General features: G+C 35.2%; 3 protein-coding genes. All 3 read left to right on the forward strand.

The window, feature by feature from the left end; all coding sequences use genetic code 11:
• Positions 1–1,720 (forward strand): P-loop NTPase fold protein (locus AC6F8J_RS14610; protein ID WP_500724362.1); only part of this gene is annotated, 1,720 nt, incomplete at its 5' end.
• 1 nt (position 1,721) lies between these two features.
• Positions 1,722–2,270: a GNAT family N-acetyltransferase gene (locus tag AC6F8J_RS14615; protein ID WP_500724363.1), complete on the forward strand. Its 549-nt coding sequence runs from the start codon at positions 1,722–1,724 to the stop codon at positions 2,268–2,270.
• Positions 2,271–2,284: 14 nt separating this feature from the next.
• A partial coding sequence (locus AC6F8J_RS14620) for an SDR family NAD(P)-dependent oxidoreductase (RefSeq protein ID WP_500724364.1) occupies positions 2,285–3,105 on the forward strand: 821 nt, incomplete at its 3' end.

Here is a 3,105-nt window from a genome sequence, read left to right on the forward strand (position 1 = left end):
ATTTGATGATATCTTTTCAAGTTTCAAAAGATATTTTTTTAAAACCTCAGACATAATTATGAGCATGACGGGTGCAGATGAAGAAGCGAGAAGGCAAGCACTTGGTATGTTTAATCAAGGTGAGCATACTTATGTGAGTCAGATTAGAAACAAAATTGCAAAAGTGATTGATATATTGGTTCACGCAGATAATAGCCTATCGAAAAAGGGGTTCGTGTTTTTTATTGATGACTTAGATCGTATTCAACCAAGTTTTGCCATTAAGGTACTTGAAGTACTCAAAAATCTTTTTGTCATTGAAAATTGTGTTTTTGTTTTGGCGGTAGATTACGAAGTCATCCTAAAAGGTCTAAAAGCAAAATACGGTGAAGATCTTGATGAAAGTGATAAAACTTATCGATCTTATTTTGATAAATTAATCCAGCTACCTTTTGTCATGCCGATTTCAAAATATAATATTAATACATACGTCATGAAGGTTCTATATGATATTGGTTATTTTGAAGAAAATCATGGGCCCAGCAATCGCTATCAGGCCTACGTGATTAAGACGATTCTTCTAACTGTGGGTAAGAACCCAAGGGTCATTAAAAGATTGATGAATGCGGTGAAGTTGAGCAAGATTTTCGATGACAGTAACGAGCGGCTTCTATGTAATGATGGGATGAAGCTGGCAAATCTGATATTTGTCTGCATGCAAATGGCTTATCCGAAAATGTATGATGTTTTTGAACAAAACATCCATTATAAAACATGGACAAAAGAGCAAGAGGATATGGTTTATGATGAAACTTTCAATAGATGTAGATTGGCTCAACAACAACAATTCTTAGAGTTGATTTTTGAAGTGTTTGAATATGATGAAAATATTAATAAAAAAGCTTTAGAAAAAATTATTGCACTATCTGTACTTACAAATATGTCTTATAACGTGGAGGATGATCCACTTATGTACAATGGACAAGAATATAACCTGTCTTCAGAAACGCAATCAAAACAAGGCAGTACTTTAATTGACATGATTGAACTTAGTAAGGGAATAAAGGTACTGGATGTAGGGTGTGGTAATGGTAAGACAACTCTAGAACTTTATTCTAAGAATTCTTCAATCTATATTGATGCATTCGACTTATCACTCAGTCAGATAAAAGTAGCTAAAAAGAATCAAGATGAGTTAGGCGTACCAGAAGCACAAGTTCACTTCTATCAAAAGAACGCCATAACCATTGATTATGAAAAGAAATATGATTTAATATTTAGCAACGCTACACTGCACTGGGTAACTGAGGCCAAAGAAATGTATGGCAAGCTCTTTAAAGCCCTTAAACCACAAGGCAAGCTTGCGGTACATCAAGGAGGATTCCGTAGTTATTACGGCTTACATAAAGTGGTACTGCAAGCAATTCACAACTTAAATTTTGATCGATATTTTGAAAATTGGGAATACCCTATTTATTATCCGACCAGTGATGAGATGGAGCATATGCTTTTAGAAATAGGTTATGAGCATGTTCGTGTTATCAGTCATGTTACAGATGGAAAAGAACATTCAAATCTTATTGATAATTTTAAAAATGCCAGCCTATTACCATATTTAAACAGGTTGCCGGATGTGGCTAGCAGAGATAATCTCACCACAGAATATTATGATTTGTGCACAAGTCAAGAAATTGATACATATACCCATCGTTTATATATTTTTGCGAAAAGAGGCGCATAATATGTCGATTATTTTTGTTGAGACTTTAGATAAAACGCCGTATGAAAAAGGTGTATGGGAAATACTATGTGAATGTGATCAAGAGTTTTTGCCACCTTTGTCATCAAGAGAGAGTTCAAGTCAGAGGACGTTAGGTGGATTAGAGGCGCCTAAAACCTTATTACCCTACCGCTACTTTGAGGTCATGAAAGCACAGAACTATATTATTACCTTGGATGAGTTCGGTGAAGTTACCGGTTTTATGACATTTATTCATAAATATGACTGTGAAGAATTAACGGATATAGGGATATCCAATTATATAACAACCATTTGTGTGAAAAAAGACCATAGAAATAAGGGTTTGCTTAAGCAAATGTATGGATATATGGAAAAGTCATTGCCATATCCATATAGACTACCCTATATGAGTACACGAACTTGGTCAACCAATGCCCATCATTTATCAACACTACATTATTTGGGATTTTATGAAGCTTATAGATTGGAAAATCACAGGGGTGAAGGCATCGATACCATCTATTTTTATAAAAAAGTAGATGATGAATAAATAAGGAGCTCTATATGACAGCGAAAACAGTCCTAATAACAGGTGCAAATTCAGGTATAGGTAAAGCGTCAGCTATTAAGTTTGCTAGGGAAGGTTATCAGGTTATCATGGCTTGCCGTAACCTAGATAAAGGGCGTCTGGTTCAGCGTTATATTATTGAAACGACGAAGAATAGCCATGTGGATTTATTAGAATTAGATCTTGCCTCATTGGAGGCCATCCGATGCTTTTGTAATGCCTACGAGAAGAAGTATGACCGATTGGATATACTGATTCACAATGCAGCTTATCTACAACATGGCGTAAAAGAATATCAGTTGAGTCAAGACCATATTGAATTATCCTTTGCCACCAATGCAGTCGGACCTTTTTTTCTAACTTATTTGTTAAAAGATAGGCTTAACAAATCTGATAATCCAAAAATACTGAATGCCTGCACAGTTAGCATAAGACACTACTTTGTAAAAAACAGAAAAATTGAGTTTGACAATCTGCAAGGAGAGTACAAAGAATCTAGGCCTTACAATACATATAGAAAGTATGGTGAGTCCAAAATGGCCCTACTTTTGTTAACATTTAAGATGTCAGAGGTATTGAACAAATATGGCATTAAAGTCAATGCAATCCAAATTCCGGCGATTAAGCTCTCGGGGGATACAAGAAGGCAGTTCAAATCTATATGGAGACTATCAGCCGAAATTCAAAATGCTTTTGGTGCAGAACCTGAAACCATAGCAAATATATATTTTGATATATGTACCTCCGAAGCTTTGAATACGGTGTCAGGCAAGCTCATTAATAATAAGTTAGAAGTCATGAAGCCATCCCATTACAC

The sequence above is a fragment of the Petrocella sp. genome (genome assembly GCF_059865615.1).

Bases quoted from the DNA above. Each gene is read 5' to 3' on its own strand.
- AC6F8J_RS14615 (WP_500724363.1), top strand. From the start codon at position 1,722: ATGTCGATTATTTTTGTTGAGACTTTAGATAAAACGCCGTATGAAAAA.